Source organism: Streptomyces sp. DT224 (assembly GCF_049844595.1).
Taxonomy (GTDB): Bacteria; Actinomycetota; Actinomycetes; order Streptomycetales; family Streptomycetaceae; genus Streptomyces.
The window spans coordinates 550029-569150 of sequence record NZ_JBNCLI010000002.1 but is presented as its reverse complement, the minus strand read 5'-3'; the positions used below and the strand labels follow the sequence as shown (position 1 = coordinate 569150).

Annotated in this window: 21 protein-coding genes and 3 pseudogenes; 11 read left to right on the top strand and 13 right to left on the bottom strand. The window is 69.1% G+C overall.

All coding sequences use genetic code 11. From position 1 onward, the window contains the following. The first annotated feature begins 178 nt into the window (after positions 1-178). Positions 179-1963, top strand: a complete 1785-nt coding sequence (gene gcl, locus ACLQ2N_RS06230) for a glyoxylate carboligase (RefSeq protein WP_425809859.1) — start codon at positions 179-181, stop codon at positions 1961-1963. Positions 1964-2363: 400 nt separating this feature from the next. Here gcl and ACLQ2N_RS06225 read toward each other — a convergent pair whose 3' ends face one another. Both ACLQ2N_RS06225 and ACLQ2N_RS06220 read right to left on the bottom strand, forming a co-directional pair. Next, on the bottom strand, positions 2364-2891 hold the full coding sequence (locus ACLQ2N_RS06225; protein ID WP_425809857.1) for a DUF6584 family protein: 528 nt from the start codon (positions 2889-2891) through the stop codon (positions 2364-2366). A gap of 27 nt (positions 2892-2918) precedes the next feature. Beyond that, positions 2919-3822: pseudogene (locus ACLQ2N_RS06220) on the bottom strand (IS5 family transposase). 452 nt (positions 3823-4274) lie between these two features. Between ACLQ2N_RS06220 and ACLQ2N_RS06215 the strand changes: the two are divergent. The 3 genes from ACLQ2N_RS06215 (at position 4275) to ACLQ2N_RS06205 (ending at position 6247) form a co-directional block, all read left to right on the top strand. Then, positions 4275-4820 carry a hypothetical protein gene (locus tag ACLQ2N_RS06215; RefSeq protein ID WP_425809855.1) on the top strand — a complete coding sequence of 182 codons (546 nt, stop codon included), beginning with the start codon at positions 4275-4277 and terminating at the stop codon, positions 4818-4820. Between the two features lie 199 nt (positions 4821-5019). Then, complete coding sequence (locus ACLQ2N_RS06210; protein ID WP_425809853.1) at positions 5020-5814, top strand: ISAs1 family transposase; 795 nt, start codon at positions 5020-5022, stop codon at positions 5812-5814. Between the two features lie 307 nt (positions 5815-6121). Continuing rightward, complete coding sequence (locus ACLQ2N_RS06205; RefSeq protein ID WP_425809851.1) at positions 6122-6247, top strand: hypothetical protein; 126 nt, start codon at positions 6122-6124, stop codon at positions 6245-6247. Between the two features lie 182 nt (positions 6248-6429). On the opposite strand, the gene ACLQ2N_RS06200 is transcribed toward ACLQ2N_RS06205, so the two are convergent. Next, positions 6430-6831: a hypothetical protein gene (locus ACLQ2N_RS06200; RefSeq protein ID WP_425809849.1), complete on the bottom strand. Its 402-nt coding sequence runs from the start codon at positions 6829-6831 to the stop codon at positions 6430-6432. On the opposite strand from ACLQ2N_RS06200, the gene ACLQ2N_RS06195 reads away from it, so the two are divergent. Then, positions 6751-7065 carry an Imm21 family immunity protein gene (locus ACLQ2N_RS06195; RefSeq protein ID WP_425810218.1) on the top strand — a complete coding sequence of 105 codons (315 nt, stop codon included), beginning with the start codon at positions 6751-6753 and terminating at the stop codon, positions 7063-7065. The two genes, ACLQ2N_RS06200 and ACLQ2N_RS06195, sit on opposite strands and share 81 nt — an antisense overlap. Positions 7066-7095: 30 nt before the next feature. On the opposite strand, the gene ACLQ2N_RS06190 is transcribed toward ACLQ2N_RS06195, so the two are convergent. Together ACLQ2N_RS06190 and ACLQ2N_RS06185 are read right to left on the bottom strand one after the other, a co-directional pair. Then, a complete protein-coding gene (locus ACLQ2N_RS06190; RefSeq protein WP_425809847.1) occupies positions 7096-7572 on the bottom strand; it encodes an RICIN domain-containing protein in 477 nt (158 codons plus the stop codon). A gap of 132 nt (positions 7573-7704) precedes the next feature. After that, complete coding sequence (locus ACLQ2N_RS06185; protein ID WP_425809838.1) at positions 7705-7947, bottom strand: cold-shock protein; 243 nt, start codon at positions 7945-7947, stop codon at positions 7705-7707. Between the two features lie 122 nt (positions 7948-8069). Here ACLQ2N_RS06185 and ACLQ2N_RS06180 point away from each other — a divergent pair. Continuing rightward, positions 8070-8402: pseudogene (locus ACLQ2N_RS06180) on the top strand (glyoxylate carboligase); the annotation flags it as partial. A 59-nt stretch (positions 8403-8461) separates the two neighbouring features. Here ACLQ2N_RS06180 and ACLQ2N_RS06175 read toward each other — a convergent pair. Beyond that, on the bottom strand, positions 8462-9001 hold the full coding sequence (locus ACLQ2N_RS06175; RefSeq protein WP_425809845.1) for a GNAT family N-acetyltransferase: 540 nt from the start codon (positions 8999-9001) through the stop codon (positions 8462-8464). Next, positions 8998-9204 (bottom strand): annotated as a pseudogene (locus tag ACLQ2N_RS06170) (hypothetical protein); the annotation flags it as partial. The gene ACLQ2N_RS06175 and the pseudogene ACLQ2N_RS06170, both read right to left, overlap by 4 nt. Here ACLQ2N_RS06170 and ACLQ2N_RS06165 point away from each other — a divergent pair. The 3 genes from ACLQ2N_RS06165 (at position 9193) to ACLQ2N_RS06155 (ending at position 11652) form a co-directional block, all read left to right on the top strand. Continuing rightward, positions 9193-9639, top strand: a complete 447-nt coding sequence (locus tag ACLQ2N_RS06165; RefSeq protein ID WP_425809843.1) for an ATP-binding protein — start codon at positions 9193-9195, stop codon at positions 9637-9639. The pseudogene ACLQ2N_RS06170 and the gene ACLQ2N_RS06165 sit on opposite strands and share 12 nt — an antisense overlap. A 444-nt stretch (positions 9640-10083) precedes the next feature. After that, positions 10084-10476 (top strand): hypothetical protein, encoded by a 393-nt coding sequence (locus ACLQ2N_RS06160; protein WP_425809841.1) that lies wholly within the window; start codon positions 10084-10086, stop codon positions 10474-10476. 186 nt (positions 10477-10662) lie between these two features. Continuing rightward, on the top strand, positions 10663-11652 hold the full coding sequence (locus ACLQ2N_RS06155; protein WP_425809840.1) for a CehA/McbA family metallohydrolase: 990 nt from the start codon (positions 10663-10665) through the stop codon (positions 11650-11652). Between the two features lie 14 nt (positions 11653-11666). On the opposite strand, the gene ACLQ2N_RS06150 is transcribed toward ACLQ2N_RS06155, so the two are convergent. Continuing rightward, entirely contained in the window at positions 11667-11909 is a 243-nt protein-coding gene (locus tag ACLQ2N_RS06150; protein WP_425809838.1) for a cold-shock protein, read from the bottom strand. 46 nt (positions 11910-11955) lie between these two features. Beyond that, entirely contained in the window at positions 11956-12249 is a 294-nt protein-coding gene (locus ACLQ2N_RS06145; RefSeq protein ID WP_425809836.1) for a winged helix-turn-helix transcriptional regulator, read from the bottom strand. Here ACLQ2N_RS06145 and ACLQ2N_RS06140 point away from each other — a divergent pair. Both ACLQ2N_RS06140 and ACLQ2N_RS06135 read left to right on the top strand, forming a co-directional pair. Further along, positions 12240-12617, top strand: coding sequence for a helix-turn-helix transcriptional regulator (locus tag ACLQ2N_RS06140; protein ID WP_425809834.1), 378 nt, complete (start codon positions 12240-12242; stop codon positions 12615-12617). The genes ACLQ2N_RS06145 and ACLQ2N_RS06140 overlap by 10 nt on opposite strands. A gap of 49 nt (positions 12618-12666) precedes the next feature. Further along, positions 12667-13281, top strand: a complete 615-nt coding sequence (locus tag ACLQ2N_RS06135; RefSeq protein ID WP_425809832.1) for a pentapeptide repeat-containing protein — start codon at positions 12667-12669, stop codon at positions 13279-13281. Positions 13282-13989: 708 nt separating this feature from the next. On the opposite strand, the gene ACLQ2N_RS06130 is transcribed toward ACLQ2N_RS06135, so the two are convergent. From ACLQ2N_RS06130 to ACLQ2N_RS06115, 4 genes are all read right to left on the bottom strand, one after another. Then, positions 13990-15447, bottom strand: a complete 1458-nt coding sequence (locus tag ACLQ2N_RS06130; protein WP_425809830.1) for a catalase — start codon at positions 15445-15447, stop codon at positions 13990-13992. Between the two features lie 226 nt (positions 15448-15673). Beyond that, the gene (locus tag ACLQ2N_RS06125; RefSeq protein WP_425809828.1) at positions 15674-16573 is read right to left on the bottom strand and encodes a 2-hydroxy-3-oxopropionate reductase; all 900 of its coding nucleotides are present in this window, start codon (positions 16571-16573) and stop codon (positions 15674-15676) included. A 44-nt stretch (positions 16574-16617) separates the two neighbouring features. Next, on the bottom strand, positions 16618-17457 hold the full coding sequence (locus tag ACLQ2N_RS06120) for a TIM barrel protein (protein ID WP_425809826.1): 840 nt from the start codon (positions 17455-17457) through the stop codon (positions 16618-16620). 220 nt (positions 17458-17677) lie between these two features. Next, positions 17678-19120, bottom strand: a complete 1443-nt coding sequence (locus ACLQ2N_RS06115) for a cellulose binding domain-containing protein (RefSeq protein WP_425809824.1) — start codon at positions 19118-19120, stop codon at positions 17678-17680. Positions 19121-19122 lie beyond the last annotated feature (2 nt).

Below are 19122 nucleotides of genomic sequence, written 5' to 3'. Positions count from 1 at the left end.
GCCCGTCTCCGAGCGGGGGCCGCCTCCCTTGACGACGGTCCGGGCGCGGCTTAGATTTGCTTCCACATAACAGAAGAAACTTTCCGCAATGCGGAATCGGTGAATTGGTGCTCTCAGGTGGCGCGACAGAGCCCGACTCCACCGCCCGACTCCACCCAGGGACGAGCAGGAGCACTCAATGCCTCGTATGACCGCTGCCCGCGCGGCAGTCGAGATCCTCAAGCGCGAAGGCGTCAGCAACGCGTTCGGTGTGCCCGGCGCCGCGATCAACCCCTTCTACGCGGCCCTCAAGGCGGCCGGCGGCGTCCACCACACGCTCGCCCGCCACGTCGAGGGCGCCTCCCACATGGCGGAGGGCTACACCCGGGCCCGCCCGGGCAACATCGGCGTGTGCATCGGCACGTCGGGACCGGCCGGCACCGACATGATCACCGGCCTGTACTCCGCGATCGCCGACTCGATCCCGATCCTGTGCATCACCGGCCAGGCGCCGACCGCCGTCCTGCACAAGGAGGACTTCCAGGCCGTCGACATCGCCTCGATCGCCGCCCCGGTCACCAAGGCCGCCACCACCGTCCTGGAGGCCGCGCAGGTCCCCGGCGTCTTCCAGCAGGCGTTCCACCTGATGCGCACGGGCCGCCCGGGCCCGGTCCTCATCGACCTGCCGATCGACGTGCAGCTCACCGAGATCGAGTTCGACCCCGACCTGTACGAGCCGCTGCCGGTGCACAAGCCCGCCGCGAGCCGCCGTCAGATCGAACGTGCTCTGGACATGCTCAACGCCTCGGAGCGCCCGCTGCTCGTCGCGGGCGGCGGCGTCATCAACGCCGACGCGGCGGAACTGCTCGTCGAATTCGCCGAGTTGACGGGCGTCCCGGTCGTCCCGACCCTGATGGGCTGGGGCATCCTCCCCGACGACCACGAGCTGAACGCCGGCATGGTCGGCCTGCAGACCTCGCACCGCTACGGCAACGCGAACTTCCTGGAGTCCGACTTCGTCCTCGGCGTCGGCAACCGCTGGGCCAACCGCCACACGGGCAAGCTCGACGTCTACACGGAGGGCCGCACCTTCGTCCACGTGGACATCGAGCCCACCCAGATCGGCAAGATCTTCGCCCCGGACCTCGGCATCGTCTCCGACGCGAAGGCGGCGCTGGAACTGTTCGTGGAGGTCGCCCGCGAACGGAAGGCGGCTGGGCGTCTGAAGGACCGCTCGGCGTGGGCGGCGTCCACCCAGGAGCGCCGCGCGACCCTGCAGCGCCGTACGCACTTCGACAACGTCCCCCTGAAGCCGCAGCGCGTCTACGAGGAGATGAACCGCGCCTTCGGCCCGGAGACCCGGTACGTCACCACGATCGGCCTCTCCCAGATCGCGGGCGCCCAGATGCTCCACGTGTACCGCCCGCGCCACTGGATCAACTGCGGGCAGGCCGGCCCCCTCGGCTGGACCATCCCGGCCGCGCTGGGCGTCGCCACGGCCGACCCGGAGGGCTCGGTCGTCGCGCTCTCCGGCGACTACGACTTCCAGTTCATGCTGGAGGAGCTCGCGGTGGGCGCCCAGCACCGCATCCCGTACGTGCACGTCCTGGTCAACAACTCGTACCTCGGCCTGATCCGCCAGGCCCAGCGCAACTTCGACATCGACTTCCAGGTCAACCTGGAGTTCGAGAACCTCAACTCCCCGGAGCTGGGCGTCTACGGCGTGGACCACGTCAAGGTGGTCGAGGGCCTGGGCTGCAAGGCCATCCGCGTCACGGAGCCGGACGCCCTTCTCCCGGCCTTCGAGGAAGCGAAGAAGCTGGCAGCGGAACACCGGGTCCCGGTGGTGGTCGAGGCGATCCTGGAGCGGGTCACGAACATCTCGATGAGCGGCTCGGACATCGCGTCGGTCAACGAGTTCGAGGACGTGGCGACGGACCCGTCCCACGCACCTACGGCGATCCGGCCGTACGCGGAGGCGTAACCCGGCAGGGACTGCGGCCCCGCCCCGAAGAAGCACCTACGGATCTCCGTCGGTGCTCTTCGGCGGCGGCATGGGCCGGCTCCGACACGGCGGGGAGTTCCAGAAGCGGCGGCTATCGCCGGAGTCGGCGCACGCCGTGACGAAGCGAGTGGGGGCGGTCCGGGTAGTCCGGTGAGATGGCCGGGGCGTGGAACCCGGTCACGCGGTTGCTGCTCGCCAGCACGACCTAAGGCGAGGGCTCAGCCCGGAGAACGGGGCTGTCCAGAACGGCTCCGAAGCCGTGATCACACCAGACACCGGGAGATCGTTTCACTCGTCACCGGGCGTCCCCGTTCACGGCGGCTCTGGACGGTCTCACCGAACCTTGAGCGGCGCTCCTCACAGGCCCCGGTGACCTGAGTCAGTCGAAGAGGGCAACGAGTCCATTCACCCAGATCGCGAGGAACACAAGGGCCGCCACCAGACAGCCGACGCCCGCCAGCACGCCGCCGACCGTCCACGGCTCGGAGGGCGCTTCGTACTCCCCTTCCAGGTCGTCCCCGTAGGAGGTCGGGTCGTCCCAGTCGACGGGGTGTCCTAGCTTTTCGGCGCAGGCGGTCCGCACCGCGACCAGCTGTCCCTCCGAGAAGGCGGTGGCGGCCTTCGCCTCAGGGCCGTGCCAGGCGAGGGCCTTCATCCGCCACCCGGGAGACCCGTATCGCGCCTCGAAGGCGGCGGTCTCGTCGGCATTCCGGTCCTCTTCGAGGTACATCCAGCGTCCAGCCTCGGCGGCGTCGCCGTAGAGCCGGTACACCTCGGCCAGACGACGGCGGAGTGTCAGGTCGTGCGGGAAGGACGAGATGAGACCGCGCAGGCGCTGGCGCGCGGCGGGAACCCGGCCGGCGGCCAGGTCTGCATCGACTCGGGCAAGTGTCTCTCTCAGGGGCATGAACGCATGATCGTGTACCGCACTGACCTACGTCGAACTGGTTGTGTCGCTCAGCAATCGCTCGTTCGCTCTCAACGGCATCGGCTGTCTCGAGTAGATAATGTTGCAGGCGAGTTCAAGTAGTCCGAGGTGGAGGTCGGCTCGTATTTCGTAGCGGATGCCGAGTCTTTTGAACTGGTGGAGCCAGGCGAAGGTGCGCTCTACGACCCACCGGGTCTTGCCCAGGCCGGAACCGTGCGGGGTGCCGCTGCGGGCGATCTTGGGTGTGATCCCGCGACCCCGGATGAGACGGCGTTATGTGTCGTAGTCGTAGTCGTAGCCGCGGTCGGCGAACAGTCGCCGGGGCCGGTGGCGTGGCCGGCCGCGCAGGCCACGGATGCGGGGTATGGCGTCCAGCAGCGGCATGAGCTGGGTGACGTCGTGGCGGTTTCCGCTGGTCAGAGAGACGGCGAGCGGGGTTCCGTGCCGGTCGACGATCAGGTGGTGCTTGCTGCCGGGGCCCGATCGACTGGCGAAGGTCCGGTGTGAGCCCCCCTTTGAGGGCCCTGATGTGCGAGCCGTCGATCGCGGCGTCGCCCGTCTCCAGCAGGCCCTCTTTGCGCAGTTCTGCCAGCAGGACCTCGTGCAGTCGGGGCCATACTCCGGCCTCGGTCCAGTCCCGCAGACGCCGCCAGGCCGTCACCCCGCTGCAGCCCACCCGCTCCGCGGGGACATCCCGCCAGCTGACGCGCTTGCACAGCACGTAAACGATGCCCCGCAGAGCAGTGCGGTCATCCACCGGCAACCGCCCGGGATGCCGATGCCTCCGAGGCGGTCGCTCCGGGAGCAGCGGGGCTATGCGTTCCCGCAGATCATCTGGCCCAAGGTCAGGAGCCCCCACCAGGTCCTGCCGACCCCGCACCCAACTGCCAAGCCGCCACACCAGGGTCATTGCGTGAAGCAGATTCGCCACAGATGCCTGTGACGTTGCGTCATGTCGGGCTTGTATCGGCGTACGAGGTTCTCTCCCCCGATGCGTACGGGTGAACGTCCTCGGCTGCTTGGCCGCCGCATGGCCGGGGCCGGCCGATGGCCCGCCAGCCTCGGGACAGGTCGATCAGTCCGCAGCCCTCATCGCTCAGCGAGGCCCGTAGGCCGCCCTTGACGGACCGTCGTGTCCCGCACCATGAGAGCCCATCTTTGAATTTCGGTTGATCTCGTGCACGCGGTAAGGCCTTCGAGGGCGTCGAGGGTGCGTCCCCCGGGGAGGCGTCAGCCCGTCCGGCGCGCTTGGGCGATCACGCGGTTCTGCGGGCCAGGTGTCGTGGCGGTCCTTGGGCGACGGCGCACGCCTGTGTGATCCAATGGCCGCGGAGCCGGGACCTTGCGAAGGGAGCACGAAGCATGTCGACGGTCATACCTGTGCCCAACAACTGGCAGTCACTGTTCAGCAGTTGGGACGAGCTGCGGCACGGCTACCACGCCGGGGACAAGGACGAGACGGTGCGCGGCTGCGCCCGCCGGCTCGACACGAAGGCGCCGGGATCGGAGGGCGATCCCGTGCTGTTCTGGACGCTGGGCCTGCTGATGCTCGCCCCCTACGTGGCCTTCGGCAACCCCGGTCCGGGAGTCGAGGACGAGGTCGTCGCCGTACTGAGCCGGGTCGCGCGCGGTGACGACGGCAGTACGTGCGCGCACGGCTGGCATCCGTACGAGTCCGACGTGGACGATGTGCTCGAGCGCCTTCCCGCCGTCCTGGAGGTGCTGAGCTCCCCGGTGAACCAGGCCCTCGACGACCTGCTTCCCGAGGACTGCATGGATGAACTCGACGAGGAGGCCGAACCCGCGAACCTCTCCGGGCCCGAGATCCTCGCCCGCTGGCAGTGCCCGCGTACCGCACCGGGATTCGCCCGCGCGGCCCTCGACTACCTGGGCGCAACCGTCTGCTGAGGGCGACGACTCCTCGGGTGTGAGTAGTTGAGCGGTCGGATGGCCCCGGCTCCCCGACCTGCGCACGACCACCGTCAGGGTGGGGACGTATCGCTGTACCTCACTGGCGACGTTCGGGCGTACGCCGACAGCTTGGTCCGGTTCCGGGTGGAACGCAGTGCAGGCACGGTGCTGGTGATCATGTGAGTGTCTATGTCCCATGAACACTGAGCGAGCCCGTGCCTGCTTCTACATCATCACCCATCGCCTCTCCGCTGGGTCAACTGGCTTCGATATCCGACCCGGCGCCCCTGCTCGACGCCGTCGACCTGCGAAGTTTCCTGGACTGCGTGCCGATCCCCGGGACCGCAAGGGTCGGCTCTACCCCTTCAGCGCGCTGGCGTGCGCGGTGGCCGCCGGGGTCTTGACCGGCGCGAAGTCGCTGACTGCCATCAGCGAATGGATCACCGATGCACCGGCCTGGGCCTTGAAGGCGCTCGGCTTCATCCCCGACCCGCTCACCGGGCAGATCCCCGTCCCACACCCTGCGACCGTCCGTCGCCTGCTGGAACGTCTCGACGGCGATGTCCTGGACCGGGCCATCGGCGCCTTCCTCGACGCTCGCCTCACTCGGAGGAACCGCGTTGGCGGGCCGGCCGCGCAGACGAACCGACGGGCCGTCGCTGTGGACGGCAAGACGGTGCGAGGCTCGCGCACCGCCGAGAAGAGCGCGGTGGTCCTGCTCGCCGCGATGGACCACACAGGCACCGTCCTGGCCCAGCGGCAGATCGCCGACAAGAGCAACGAGATCCCCGCCTTCGCACCCTTGCTGGAGACCATCGAGGACCTGGACGGCGTCGTGGTCACCGCTGACGCGCTGCACACCCAACATGCCCACGGCACCTACCTCCGCTCCCGCGAGGCCCCCTACCTGGCGATCGTGAAGAAGAACCACGCCAAACTCCACGACCGGGTGCGCCATCTGCCTTGGCGGGATATGCCGTTGGAACACTGACCGAACCCGCGCCCACCACCGCATCGAGATCCGCAGGCTGAAGGCCGCCGCATTCAGCCACCTCGACTACCCCGACGCGAAGCAGGCCCTCCAGGTCGTCCGATGGCGCCTGGACCGGGCCGCCGGTGAGCTCACGATCGATCGGATCTACCTGATCACCAGCCTCGCCCCCGGCGCCGCGACCGGCCCCGAACTCGCTTCCTGGATCAGAGGCCACTGGGGAATCGAGAACCTCCTGCATCACGTCCGCGACCGGACCTTCCGCGAGGACGACTCCAAGGTCCGCACCGGACACCTGCCCCGCGCTATGGCATCCCTGCGCAACCTCGCCATCAGCGTCCACCGCCAGGACGGCGCCACCAACATGGCTGCCGCCCTCCGACGAACCGCCCGCGACTACCGCCGCCCCCTGGCCGCCCTCGGACTCACCTGATAAACCCGGACAAGATCACTTCACGCAATGACCCTGCCCCACCATGTCGATCAGGAACTCGATCACCTGGGCATCCACTCCTGGTTCGCGGTGCACACCCCGCACGCCGCTTGCTGAAGCCCTCGCCCAGCGCAGTCGCCACCGCCGACATTTGATCGCAAGGCTCGCGCCTGGGCACGCGTTCAGTCAAGCGCCTGACTGCACTGTCCCCAGACCACACCTGACGATCCGAACGAAACGGCCAAGTCGCAATCGGGGACGGCCCGGTAGCCGGCCTCCCGGACTGCGTCCAGAACCGTCGCTGTGTCCGACGCGACAGCAGTTGTTGAGGCGCCGCGGCGAGGTTGGCACACAAGGAGCGAGTGCCAGTTCAGGAACTCCACGTGCGCGCCGGTGCCTTCGTAATCGTTGTGCTCCCACGTCACCTCGATGCATCCGTACGAGATCACGCAATCTGGTCCAAGTGACACGTTCAGAGCCGCGGCGAGCCGCTCCATCAACCGATTGCGGCTGGGAGCGGCGACGTAGATCTGGCAGTCCAGGTCTATGTCCGCCCCGGCTGCCCCAATCATGCTGTCCTCCACGAGCGAATCCTCCCAGACCCGGCCACGGTGTGGGAGGAGTGCGGCACGTGGTCCTCGGACGGCCCGGCGGTGCTCATGGTCCGGCCTGGTCTCGCGTACCCAGGCGGCGGGACGCCTGCCGCGGCATCGGTCTCACTGCCCGCGGGACGCTGGAGAGTCCGAGCCACACACACCAAGGCGGACGAGGAGACCTGCGTCGGCCTGGTCCAGCTCCTGTCACGCCGGCGGTTCTGAGACGGCGGCCGCGCCGGACGTCCCTTCGTCTCAGCCGATGGTGAAGCGCTGGTTCTGGGCGTTTCGGTCGCAGGCGGCGGTGCGGTAGTAGCCGTCGTCCTGCTGGTAGAGGCAGCGGCCCGTGCCGACGCTCTGGAGCATGACGGCGCTGCGGGCGGCGGGCTGGACGGTGCGCCACTTCTGGTAAGAGCCACCGTTGCAGGGCTTGGGGTAGACGTCGCCCCGGTCGTTGCTGTCGAGGCAGCGGCCCCAGAAGTTGTTCTTGAGCGTGGTGTTGGTGTTGAGGCGGCCGTTCCACTGCCACAGGAGGCTGCCACGTCCGGTGCTGCAGCGGTCGCCCTTGAGGCCGGATTCCGAGTTCTCGCGCAGGCAGTCACCGTAGCGGTAGTTCGCGAAGCGGCTGGTCGTCGTGGTGGCGGCCGAGGCAGGTGTGGGGGCGAGGAGGGGGAGGGCGAGGGCGGCTGCGGCGATGAGGGAGGCGAAGGCACTACGGGTCGGGCGGCGCACTGGGGGGCTCCTTGCGGTGGATTTCGGAGGTGCCTCAACAAGCTCCCCGGACGTCACCCCTCCCACGCCTGCGGGGGGAGAAATGCCCGCTAAGGGCTGACGAAGCCTTCCTCGGCCTCGCCGCCTGCCTCATCACCGTCGCCGCGGAGTGATGCTCACCGCGCGGTAGTCGTAGCCGTCCTGTTTGAAGCCGGGGGCTTCCCAGGTGAGATCGACCTTCTCTCCCGGTGACAGCGTGCGGAAGCCGGGGGCCTGGATGTCGGAGTAGTGGCCGAAGCACCCTCCGGGGGTCTCGGGTGAGTCGAGGACACCCCAGCCCTCCTCGTCGTACCACTCACGCACCGTCGCGGTCACGACCGCTGTGCGGCGGCCCATGTGCCGCTCCCTTCGTTCATGGCCGCAGGAGGCGGCCACGCGGTGATCATTCCAGCCCTTCTGTCGCGGCGAGTCCCATTTCCTCGGCCCAGCGTCGACTCCAGGCATCCAGCGGGCTCAGCGACTTCCAGGTCAACCTGGAGTTCGAGAACCTCAACTCCCTGGAGCTGGGCGTCTACGGCATCGACCACCTCAAGGCCATCGAGGGCCTGGGCTGCAAGGCCATCCGCGTGACAGAACCGGACGCCCTCCTCCGGGCCTTCAAGGAAGCGAAGAAGCTGGCCGCGGAACACCGGGTCCCGGTGGTGGTCGAGGCGATCCTGGAGCGGGTCACGAACATCTCGATGAGCGGCTCGGACATCGCGTCGGTCAACGAGTTCGAGGACGTGGCAACGGACCCGACCCACGCGCCTACGGCGATCCGGCCGTACGCGGAGGCGCGACCGGCACGATGATGCCCACCCGGGCACCGTGCCCGTCAGCCCACTGCCATGGTCGGCTGGACAAGCTCCGGTCATTGGAGAGCGCGGATCATCACGGTGAGGACCGGTGAGGCCGGGGACGGCTGGCTTTGGCCTATGTCCTCGTAGCCCCATGACCTGTAGAGCGCGTGCACCCTTCCGTCGCCTGCGGCTCCGTTGACCATGAGTGTCACGTACGGCTCGTCGCGGGTGGTGAGGAGGGCGTCGTGGATGCGGCGGGCGGTGCCGGTCTTGCGCCAGGCCGGGCTGACACCGATCTCCTTGAGAGCCGTGGCCGGGTGCTCTGTGTACTGCTTCGCGGGAGCGGGGCTCGTGCGCTGCCAGTAGCGGTCGCCCTGCTCGATTGTGTTGCTGTACGCGTAGCCGACCGGGTGGTCGTCCGCGTACGCGAGGACGGCTGTGAATCCCGGTTCGGTGGAGTGCCGGTCGATCCGTTCGCCGAAGGCGGTGACCGCGTAGTTCGGCAGGTGGAGCAGTGGGGCGCGTACCTCGGCGTACACATCGAGGAGGTCGCCACGGATGGTGTCCAAGCTGGTGAAGGTGCGTAGCTGGGTGGTGGGTGCGGTGGTCATGCAGCCGTCCTCCAAGAGATGGTGTGCTCGGTCCAGGTCTGGACGGTGGTGCTGCGCGGTGCGGTGGCGCGGAAGGCGGCCCCGAACTCTTGGAGCATTCGCGACACGCGAGCGTGGCTGGTGGCGGCGTCCGGGGGGACCCTTATGGCGGTGGTAGTCGCGGCGTCGGCGGCACCCTGTGACAGAAGGGCGTGAGCGAGACGTCCGCCGACGCCGTCGAGACGGCGCAGCTCCTGGTGTCCGAGCTGGCGACCAACGCCGTGCGGCACTCGGAGGAGGGTCAGGCGCCGACGCGTCCGCGCGCTTCTCAGAGCAGCGTGCAGACCTTCGAGCTGTTGCTGGAGACCGTGTCCGGGGCCGTCAGGTTGTCGGTGTGGGACCGCGATCTGCGGCCGCCTGTTCTGAAGGAGGTCGGTGTCGATGCGATGGGCGGGCGGGGGATCTTCATCGTGGCGGCGATGAGCAGGGCCGGGGGTACTACCCGGCCCGGAGCGCGCCGGGGAAGGTGGTGTGGGCTGAGGTCGCCATTACTTCCGCGAGCCCGGGTGAGAGCCGCGCCGCTTTCGTCTTGTCACCGGGCCGACCTGCAACGGATGACCGTCGAGCATTCGCGGACGGACGGGCCGACCCGAACCTGATTGGTCGCGCACTCGTCGGCGTCAAGGAAATCTGATTCAAGCAGGCTTTCGACCTACCTTACGAGAAAATCCGATGACGAACTCGCTGACGACTGCGGTGGCCACAGCTGGCTCGCTGAAGCCGGCCCTGGAGTACGCCGGTCTCCGCTTCGAGTTGGGGGAAGGCCCCGCGCCCCGGGGGCTGCCGCCTGTGGTTGACCCCCTCGGCCGCCCACCCCTGGACGCACGGAGACACGCGGGCCCACTTGCTGGCCGAAGGAATCACCGCCGAGGTGGCACACCTCGAACAGCCCCTGCCATGCCCGGGTTACGCGTTGCTTCTCACCCTGCCTTCGGAGCAGGAAGTCCGTTCGTTCGCAAGGCTGTTGGAGACAGGCCTCACCGAGGTGCAGAACGCGGCACTGCAGCTGCATCGCGCACTTGCCCACATCGGCGTCGAACGGCATGACCGACGCGCTCCTGGTCGGTGACCGCACCCCGCTGTGGAAGAAGCCGGGGGTCGAGATGAAGCCGCAGTTCTTCCCCGATCAGCTCGAAACCTGGCACGGGCTGACGCTGGCCACCGAAGGTCACGCCGTCGGAATCCTCTTCCCGGAGATCGCTCCGGGCGCCGCTCCCGCGCTGACCACCGCGGTCAGAGGCGTGACCGACGCCGACTTCTTCGGGGCCGCCACCGAGGACCGGGACCCGGACGTCTTCGGGCTCCTGCCCGTCGAGATCTCGACCAAGGCGCTCGCCGGACACCTCGGCCGGCTCCCGCATCAAGGGCTGGCGCTCAACCACGATCCCGTGGCCAGCAACGCCGTTCTGCTGGACGCCGCCGGTATCGTCCTCTGACGCATGAAAGGGAGGGGGGTGGGGAAACGGTCCCGCACTCCGCGCCCTTTCGACGGCCCCCCAGGAGGGCGGTACTCGCCTCGGGCTCGTGGTCCATGGCGAGCGGCGAATGGCTGCCGCCGCTCAGGCCGGGGAACGGGGTGCCTCGGCGGCGCGTTGGGTCGGCAGGACTCTGGGAGGAAAACCTTGTCGAGTGCGAGCTACCCGTCGACGCGGGCGGTCGGGCGCGGTGCCGCCTGGTACCGCGGGGACTGCCATATCCACTCCGTCCACTCGGACGGGGAACTCACTCCCGAAGAGGTGGCCGTCCGAGCGCGGGCGGCCGGACTCGACTTCATCGCGACGACGGAGCACAACTCAGCTGCGGCTCCGGGCGTCTGGGGGCACCTGGCGACCGAGGACTTCTTGATCCTTCTCGGCGAAGAGGTGACCACGAAGACCGGCTACTGGCTCGCGCTCGGCCTCGATCCCGGCGAGGTCGTCGACTGGAGCCACCAGGTCGGGGACGGGCTGGTGGACGAACGCCTGAATCAGGTTCACCGCGGAGGTGGGCTGTGCGTTGCCGCGCACCCGCATGCGCCCTACCCCTCAGGAGACTTCATGTTCCCCTTTCTCGGCTTCGACGTGGTGGAGGTGTGGAACGGATTGTGGACTTCGGACCGGCCCTGGAACGCTGACAACGAGACGACACTGGCCGAGTGGGGGAGGAGCCTCACTGCAGACCTCCGGACGGGCTCGTGGCGGCCGGCGATGGGTAACAGTGACACCCACTTGGAGGGACAGATCGGGATCCCTCACACGGTGGTCTTCGCCGAGGAACTGAGCACGGAGGCAGTCCTGGCCGGGATCCGTGCCGGTCGCAGCTGGATCGCCGAGTCAGCGGCTGTGGACGTGTCGTTCACTGCCGAGGCCGACGGGTGCACTGCCGGGGTTGGGGAGCGGCTCGCCGCTCATGGCGCGCACGTGGCAGTCCATGCGGCCGTCCGAGGTGTGCCCGAGGGGACCGTCAGTTTCAACACCGATCGAGGTGAGGTCCACCGATCACCTCTCCCCGGTGACGGGGCGGGGGCGGTGCAGTGGGACACGACAGCGGAGGACTCGGCGTTCGTTCGCATCGAGGTCCGCCATCCCAGCGGGCACGCTGCCGCACTCACCAATCCGATCATCATTACCTGACGGCTCGTGCGGGGTCACCGTCGCCGCGGGGTGATGCTCACCGCGCGGTAGTCGTAGCCGTCCTGTTTGAAGCCGGGGGCTTCCCAGGTGAGATCGACCTTCTCTCCCGGTGACAGCGTGCGGAAGCCGGGGGCCTGGATGTCGGAGTAGTGGCCGAAGCACCCTCCGGGGGTCTCGGGTGAGTCGAGGACACCCCAGCCCTCCTCGTCGTACCACTCACGCACCGTCGCGGTCACGACCGCTGTGCGGCGGCCCATGTGCCGCTCCCTTCGTTCATGGCCGCAGGAGGCGGCCACGCGGTGATCATTCCAGCCCTTCTGTCGCGGCGGGTCCCATCTCCTCGGCCCAGCGTCGACTCCAGGCATCCAGCGGGCTCAGCGCCTCGATGAGATCGCGGCCGAGCCGGGTGAGGCGGTAGCCGTCGCCGTCCAGGGCGATCAGGCGGGCGGCGGACAGTTCCTCGATCCGGGTGCTGAGCACGCTGGAGGACATGCGCTCGCACCGGCGCTGCAACTCGCGGAAGTCGGCCGGAGATTGGCTCAGCTCCCACAGGATCCGCATCGTCCAACGCCGTCCGAGCAGGTCGAGTGCGGCCATCACCGGGCGGTCCGACTCCGACCCCCGTACCGGCCGGCCCGGACGTGGTGCTCTACGCGCGGACCCACGCCGGGCTTTCGCTGCATGAGGCCGCGGCCACCCTGCACGCCCACCCCACCCACCTGATTCGATGCTTCAAGCGGACATACGGTCTTCCGCCGCACGCGTACCTCACCGGCAAGCGGATCGAACACGCCCGTCGCCTCCTCCTCGACGGCCACCGGCCCGCCGAGGTCGCCTCAGCGGTGGGCCTGTACGACCAGGCCCACCTCAACCGGCACTTCACACGCCACGTCGGGACCACACCCGCGCGCTACCAGCGCACCCGCACCGGTTCGCACCCGACCACCCCACGACCGCTCGGCTGACAGCCCCTACGCTGGGAGCCCAGGAGCGGACGGAAAAGGAGCGGCACCTATGCCCCGAACCATGCGGCAAGGCGGATCGGTGAAGAACCCCGCGGCACCCCGCCTGCCGTCCCGCCTCCAACCGGCGGAGATGTGGCGGGACGCCCTGCAGGACGACGCGGTCGTCAAGCACGTCACGTACGCCGGCACCTCGTTCGCCGGTGCGCACGCGGAGGCGTTCGAGGCCGAGGGCTGCCGGTTCGAGGGCGTCCGCTTCACCGGGGCTGTGATGCGGCAGAGCCAGATTTCCGACTCCGTCCTCGACACCTGCGACTTCGCCGAACTGAAGGCCGACGACGTCTCCCTGGTTCGCTGCACCGTGTCGGGCAGCCGTGTCACCGGATCGTCGTGGAAGGCCGCGACCTTCCGCGATGTGCGCTTCGAGAACGGCAAGGCCGACCATGCGCTCTTCCGGGAGTGCAAGTTCTACGGCGTCGCCTTCGAGGACGTCCCCATGCACGGCGCGGACTTCCAGAAGTCCGACATGCACAACGTCCGCTTCGAGAACTGCACACTCACAGACGTGGGCGGGGCCGCCTCACTCAGGGGCGTCGTGGTGCAGGGCCCAGGATCGATGGAACTGGCCCTGAGCCTGGCACGGGAGGCCGGGATCGTCTTCGATTAACCCGCTGCCGGTGGCCCGTGGGCTGTACACGTCGGGGTTCACCTGAAACTCGAGCTGCCAGAAGCTCGTCATCCGCTTCCACCCGGGCGCCGCGCGGCAACTGCCGGAGAGGCCGGCTTCACGGGATCATCGACCGATAGCCGGCCACAAACGCTTCCACGCGCTCCAGGGCGAACACGCCCTCAGCCCCGAAGTGCACCTGTGCCGTACCAACGACCTCTTCCGCGTCCGGGCGGACGCCCAGCCGGTCCCAGTCCAGGACGGCAATCGGTTCCCCTGTGCCCCGGGTCTGTCACCGGGCGACGATACGGGAGGCGGCCGTACAGCGATCACCAGGTGCCACCACACCGAAAAGGACGCGGAGTACGGGACCGTATCCGTACTCCGCGCCCTGGTTCAGGGAAATACAGGGGCCGCGGCGGTAGCGCGAAGGGGGGCTGCACGGGCCTTCAGGTCTGGTGACCGGGCCGCCCTCCCGCGTACCACCGCACTGGCATCACGCCACCGCCGCGGCCCAAGGGGGTGTCTGGCAGATCCGCGCAGCGTCGCGGTGTCTGGCACGCACGCTCCCGGCGCCTTGCGATCGCACGCACCAGACACCGCTCCTTCTCCTGCGCGGATCCGCCAGACACCCCTCGTCCTGCCTGCGTCGCGCACAACCCCTCATCCGGGTGGACGCGTCGGCGCGGGCAGGGCTCGGGGGTGAGGTCAGTCCTCGCGGAGGGCGCGGACCGCCTCCTCCACGCGCTTGCCGTACTCGGGGTCGGCCGCGTGGAAGTGGGCGAGGTTCTTCTCGATGACGTCGTCCCGGGAGACCTGGGACAGGCCGCCCGCGATGTTCGCGATCAGGCGGTCCTTCTCGTCGGCCGACATCAGGCGGTACAGCTCGCCGGCCTGGAAGAAGTCGTCGTCCTTGGTGTGGGCGGGCGCCTCGTGGGTGCCGGTCCAGCCCTGGACGGGGAGCGGGGCGGAGAGCGCCGCGTCCGTCTGGGCGGGGCCCGCGTACGAGTTGGGCTCGTAGTTCTTGTCGTGGCGCGAGCCGTACCGCGTGGCGTGGAGGCCGTCGCGGCCGTAGTTGTCCGCGGTCGCGGCGCGCGGGGCGTTCACCGGGAGCTGGGTGTGGTTGATGCCCAGGCGGTAGCGCTGTGCGTCCGCGTAGGCGAACAGGCGGCCCTGGAGCATCTTGTCCGGGGACGGGCCGATGCCGGGCACGAAGTTGTTCGGGGAGAACGCGGCCTGCTCGACCTCGGCGAAGACGTTGTCCGGGTTGCGGTCGAGCACCAGCCGGCCCACCCGCTGGAGCGGGTAGTCCGCGTGCGGCCACACCTTGGTGACGTCGAACGGGTTGAAGCGGTAGTCCGCCGCCTCGGCGGCGGGCATGAGCTGCACGTACAGCGTCCAGGACGGGTTCATGCCGCGCTCGATGGCCTGGAGCAGGTCCGTCTGGTGCGAGTTGGCGTCCTTGCCGACGAGCTCGGCGGCCTGGTCGGCGGAGAGGGAGCGCACGCCCTGGTTGGTCTTGAAGTGGTACTTCACGAAGTACGCGTCGCCCGCGGCGTTCGTCCACTGGTAGGTGTGCGAGCCGAAGCCGTTCATGTGGCGGTACGAGGCGGGGATGCCCCGGTCGCCCATCAGCCAGGTGATCTGGTGCGTGGCCTCGGGGGAGTTCGCCCAGAAGTCCCAGACGTTGTCCGGCTCCTGCCGGCCCGTGAAGGGGTCGCGCTTCTGCGAGTGGATGAATTCCGGGAACTTGATCGGGTCCTTGATGAAGAAGACCGGGGTGTTGTTGCCGACGAGGTCGTAATTGCCCTCGTTCGTATAGAACTTGACGGCGAAGCCGCGCGGGTCGCGCACCGCGTCCGCGCCGCCCAGCGAGTCGGCGACGGTGGAGAAGCGGAGGAACGTCTCGGTGCGGCGGCCCACCTCGGAGAGGAAGTCGGCGCGGGTGTACGCGGTGACGTCGTCGGTCACCTCGAAGTAGCCGTACGCGCCGGAGCCCCGGGCGTGCACCACGCGCTCCGGGATGCGCTCCCGGTTGAAGCGGGCGAGCTTCTCCAGGAGGTGGCCGTCCTGGAGGAGGATCGGGCCTCCGGCACCCGCGGTGGCGGAGTTCTGGTTGTCGGCGACCGGGGCGCCGGACTCGGTCGTAAGCACGCGCTGCGTCATGGTGTCGGGGCGACCTTCCGTACGGGAGCTGCTGAACTGCGACGGCCAGGGGGCAGATTCCTGGGGGCGTGTCCGGAGCGTAAAGAGGCCCCGGATGCGGCGTCAACAGTTTGTTGAAATTCGTGGTGGGAGGGTGTTCCGGACGGTGCCGGCGCCTGGGCGCGACAGGACAGGTGTCAGCGACGGCACCGTCCGGAAGTCTGCGGGGAAGGGGAGGGTGGCCGGGTCAGCCCTGGACGGGCAGGCCCGACAGTCGCTCGACCGAGCGCAGCAGCGCCGAGTGGTCCAGGCCGCCGTCACCCTGCGCGCGCAGTGAGGCGACGAGCTGGGCGACCACACCGCCGACCGGCAGCGCGGCACCGACGTTGCGGGCGGCGTCCGTGACGATGCCCATGTCCTTGTGGTGCAGGTCGATCCGGAAGCCCGGGGCGAAGTCCCGGTTCAGGAAGTTGTCCTTCTTGCGGGTCAGCACGGTCGAACCGGCCAGCCCGCCGTTCAGGACGTCCAGCGCGGCGGCGAGGTCCACCCCGGACTTCTCCAGGAAGACCACGGCCTCGGCGCACGCCTGGATGTTCACCGCGACGATCAGCTGGTTCGCGGCCTTCACCGTCTGGCCGGATCCGTGCGGGCCGCACAGCACGATGGTCTTGCCGAGCGCTTCGAGCACCGGCTTCGCGGCGTCGAAGTCGGCCTGCTCGCCGCCCACCATGATGGACAGCACGGCCTCGATGGCGCCGGCCTCACCACCGGAGACGGGGGCGTCCAGGACCCGGATGCCCTTCTCGGCGGCGTTCTTCGCGAGGTCCACGGAGGTCTGCGGGGTGATCGAGGACATGTCGATCAGCAGCGCCCCGCGCTTCGCGTTCTCCAGGATGCCGTCGGGGCCGTACGAGATGGCCTCCACCTGCGGGGACGCGGGCACCATCGTGATGACCACGTCCGCGTCCTTCACCGCCTCGGCGATCGAGGAGGCGCCGGTGCCGCCGGCCGCGGCCAGCCGGTCCACCTTGTCCTGCTCCAGGGTGTAGCCGGTGACGTCGTAACCGGCCTTGATCAGGTTCTCCGACATGGGCGAACCCATGATGCCGAGACCGATCCACGCAACCTTGGGGAGGTTGTTGCTCATGAGGGTGCCTTCCGATCAGCGTGTACAGGGGCTCCTGGGAAGCCTCAGCGGGCGGGACGCGCCGCGGCCGGGAGCCAGTCGAACGAGTCGGCGCTCGGGCGGTCGCCGGGCTTGTACTCCAGCCCGACCCAGCCCTCGTAGCCGGCCTTCGTCAGCTTGTCCAGGAGCTGCTCCAGGGGGAGCGAGCCGGTGCCGGGCGCGCCGCGCCCCGGGTTGTCGGCGATCTGGACGTGCCCGGTCCTGTCGGCGTACGCGGTGATGACCTGGCTCAGGTCCTCGCCGTTCATCGACAGGTGGTACAGGTCCAGCAGGAACTTCGCGTTGCCGAGGCCCGTCGCGGCGTTGACCCGGTCCACGACCTCGATCCCGGCCGGCGCGCTCACCAGCGGATAGCGCGGCGACTCCGGCGCGTTCAGGGTCTCGATGAGCAGCACCGCGCCGATCCGGTCGGCGGCGCGGGCCGCCAGGACCAGGTTCTCCAGGGCGAGTTCGTCCTGCGCGGCGGGGTCGACGCCGTCGACCCGGTTGCCGTAGAGCGCGTTGAGCGCCTTGCAGCCGACCGAGGCGGCGAAGCCGGCCGCCACCTCGATGTTGGCCCGGAAGCGCTCCGACTCCGCGCCGGGCACGGAGAGCGCGCCGCGGTCGGGGCCGGGGAGCTGTCCGGCGTAGAAGTTCAGGCCCACCAGCTGGGTGCCGGCGTCGTCGAGCGCCTTCTTGAGGGCGTCGAGCTCGGCCTGCTCGGGGGTGGGGGTCTCGATCCAGGGCCACCACAGCTCGACCGCCGTGAAGCCGGCCGCGGCGGCTGCCGCGGGACGCTCCAGGAGCGGGAGTTCCGTGAAGAGGATCGAGAGGTTCACATCGAAGCGCTGGTCCGGGTAGCCCATGAGGGTTTCGGCGCTCCTTCCGTATTGCGGAAGTTTCTTTCTGCTTAATGGAAGATTGCCCGGCGGGTGGCAGGGCTGTCAAGGGGGTGCCCGGAAATCCGGGCCGGTCAGGAGGTCCCTACGACTCGGGACGGCGGTCCCGGGCAGAAGCTCCGGGCACGCGAAAGGCGGGGCGGAGGCCCGTCGGCCGTCCGCCCCGCCCGTTCCCTCCGCTACCGGATCACCCGGCCGGAACGGTGTCCTGGAACGTCGTCCCCGCCGCGCGGAGCGCGGCCACCTTCGCGTTCACCTGCGAAGGGGTGAGGACCTGGTCCTTCACGTGCAGGACGTAGTCCACCTGCTGGTCGTACGCGCGGGGGGTCGTGCTCGTCTGCCCGGCGAGGTCGATGAGCCACTGGTTGAAGTTGATCGACATGCCGCGCTCCGGCAGGTAGGCCGCCCCGTGCGTGCCGAAGAGCTGACCGTCGATGTAGTACGTGATCGCGCTGTTGTCGATGGTCACGACCAGGTCGTGCCAGCCGGCGTAGCTCTGCCGGGACTCGGTGTGCTGGTTGACGGCCTCCCACGGGTCGGGCCGGTAGGTCTCCCACGAGGTGGTGTAGAGGATGTTGCCGCTCTCGCCCCAGCCGCCGTTGGGCAGGTACTCGAAGTCGTACTCGGCGTAGTCGTCCGCCATCGGCGCCTTGAGGTCGTTGATGGTGAAGAACGTCTGGACGAGGTGGTCGCCGTCCGGGCCCGACCTGGGGGCGTCGTTGAACTTGACCCGTGCCGCGTAGGTGCCGTTGCGGAACTTCATGGACTGGGTCAGGATCTCGGTCTGCTTGGTCGACTCGCCGCTGCCCGCCGTCGACGTCTCCAGGTTCATGAGGGAGTTGCCGCTCTGCGTGGCGAACGTGACGTTCTCGGGCGCCCAGGTGGCGCCGGGCACGCCGGGCCCGCCCGCGTTGGAGCGGACGCTCCAGCCGTGCGCGGCGATCCGCGGGTCGCTGTGGTTGCTGTAGTTGAAGTCGTCGAACAGCGTCGCCCCGTCACCGGGCGGGTCGGTGGGGCCCGTCGGGTCCGTGGGATCGGTCGGGTCGGTGGGGGCGTTGCCCTCGGGCGCCGTTCCCCACACCGTGGCGCCGCCGAGCTGCGCCGTCACCTTCGTCCAGTCGGCGTACGCGGCCGAGCCGGCGCCGAACGAGTAGTCGTCGCTCTGCACCAGCGGCTGCCAGTTCGACCGGTAGAACCGCAGCTGCATGTCGCCGGTGTCGGCACCCGGTGCCAGGGAGCCCGCACCGGAGGTGAAGCCGATCTCCAGGTAGCGGTCGGCGGTGGCGGTCGGGTGCGCGAGCGTACCGAACGTCCCCGTGATGTTCCCGCAGCCCTTCACCGCCCAGGAGCAGGCGAACCGGTAGGCCTCGCCCCCTGCGTCGCCCTTGAAGTAGTAGCGGAGCTTCACGTCGCTGAGCTGCACGGACCCGCTGCCGGTGTTGCGCACCTTCAGCCAGGGTTCGCTCTGGTCGGCGCTCGCGCCGGACGCGCCGGTGCGGTACTGCACGGCGATCGGCTCACCGGCGGCGGTCGCCGTCGTGGGGACGGCGGCCAGGGCCGTACAGCCCAGCGCCACGGTGACGGCGGCCGCGGCGGTGGCGTGCAGCCGGCTCTTCGCGTGTGACTTCATGC

Coding starts and splice junctions, on each gene's coding strand:
- ACLQ2N_RS06175 (WP_425809845.1), bottom strand. CDS start 9,001: ATGACCACCGCACCCACCACCCAGCTACGCACCTTCACCAGCTTGGAC.
- ACLQ2N_RS06225 (WP_425809857.1), bottom strand. CDS start 2,891: ATGCCCCTGAGAGAGACACTTGCCCGAGTCGATGCAGACCTGGCCGCC.
- ACLQ2N_RS06135 (WP_425809832.1), top strand. CDS start 12,667: ATGCCCCGAACCATGCGGCAAGGCGGATCGGTGAAGAACCCCGCGGCA.
- ACLQ2N_RS06130 (WP_425809830.1), bottom strand. CDS start 15,447: ATGACGCAGCGCGTGCTTACGACCGAGTCCGGCGCCCCGGTCGCCGAC.
- ACLQ2N_RS06120 (WP_425809826.1), bottom strand. CDS start 17,457: ATGGGCTACCCGGACCAGCGCTTCGATGTGAACCTCTCGATCCTCTTC.
- ACLQ2N_RS06205 (WP_425809851.1), top strand. CDS start 6,122: ATGGCATCCCTGCGCAACCTCGCCATCAGCGTCCACCGCCAGGACGGC.
- ACLQ2N_RS06210 (WP_425809853.1), top strand. CDS start 5,020: ATGAACACTGAGCGAGCCCGTGCCTGCTTCTACATCATCACCCATCGC.
- ACLQ2N_RS06115 (WP_425809824.1), bottom strand. CDS start 19,120: ATGAAGTCACACGCGAAGAGCCGGCTGCACGCCACCGCCGCGGCCGCC.
- gcl (WP_425809859.1), top strand. CDS start 179: ATGCCTCGTATGACCGCTGCCCGCGCGGCAGTCGAGATCCTCAAGCGC.
- ACLQ2N_RS06125 (WP_425809828.1), bottom strand. CDS start 16,573: ATGAGCAACAACCTCCCCAAGGTTGCGTGGATCGGTCTCGGCATCATG.
- ACLQ2N_RS06185 (WP_425809838.1), bottom strand. CDS start 7,947: ATGGGCCGCCGCACAGCGGTCGTGACCGCGACGGTGCGTGAGTGGTAC.
- ACLQ2N_RS06145 (WP_425809836.1), bottom strand. CDS start 12,249: ATGGCCGCACTCGACCTGCTCGGACGGCGTTGGACGATGCGGATCCTG.
- ACLQ2N_RS06215 (WP_425809855.1), top strand. CDS start 4,275: ATGTCGACGGTCATACCTGTGCCCAACAACTGGCAGTCACTGTTCAGC.
- ACLQ2N_RS06160 (WP_425809841.1), top strand. CDS start 10,084: ATGACCGACGCGCTCCTGGTCGGTGACCGCACCCCGCTGTGGAAGAAG.
- ACLQ2N_RS06150 (WP_425809838.1), bottom strand. CDS start 11,909: ATGGGCCGCCGCACAGCGGTCGTGACCGCGACGGTGCGTGAGTGGTAC.